This is a genomic window from Pseudomonas sp. HMSC057H01 (assembly GCF_001836405.1).
Classification (GTDB): domain Bacteria; phylum Pseudomonadota; class Gammaproteobacteria; order Pseudomonadales; family Pseudomonadaceae; genus Pseudomonas; species Pseudomonas aeruginosa.
Genome location: NZ_KV828493.1, coordinates 4,204 through 4,882 on the forward strand (window position 1 = coordinate 4,204; position 679 = coordinate 4,882).

1 protein-coding gene is annotated in these 679 nt (G+C 64.7%); it reads right to left on the minus strand.

Going from position 1 to position 679, the window contains the following annotated elements:
- On the minus strand, positions 1 to 679 hold a 679-nt coding region (locus HMPREF2581_RS19085; RefSeq protein WP_256562911.1), incomplete at both ends, for a condensation domain-containing protein.

Here is a 679-nt window from a genome sequence, read left to right on the forward strand (position 1 = left end):
ATGCCGCGCAACAGGTTGCGCCAATGGCCGGCCAAGCGTTCCACGGTGGAGGCGTCGAACAGATCGGTGGCATAGTCGAAGGAGGCCCAGATGCCGTTTTCGTCTTCCTGAATATCCAGCGTCAGGTCGAACTGCGCAGTCTGGCCGTCCCAGGCCAGGCCTTCCAGACGCAGGTCCTCCAACTGAACCTCGGGCGTCACCGAGCGTATCTCGCTCTGATGGTTGAACAGCACCTGGAACAGTGGGTTATGGCTGGCATTGCGCTCCGGCTGCAAGGCTTCCACCAGTTGCTCGAACGGCAGGTCCTGGTGCGCCTGGGCCTCCAGCGCGCGTTGGCGGGCCTGTGCCAGCAGCTCGTCGAAGCCCATCCGACCGTCCAGGTCGGCCTTGAGCACCTGGGTGTTGACGAAGAAGCCGATCAGCCGCTCGGTCTCCACGCGGTTGCGATTGGCGATCGGCACACCGACACGGATATCCGCCTGCCCGCTGTAGCGATACAACAGCGCCTGGAACGAGGCCAGCAACAGCATGAAACTACTGGCGCCTTCACGCTGGGCCAAGGCTCTCACGGCCTCGACCAGTTCCCGCGATAGCTCGAAACCCAACTGCGCGCCACGATGGCTCTGCCGGGCCGGCCGCGGCCGATCGAACGGCAACTCCAGCACCGGCTGCTCGCCGC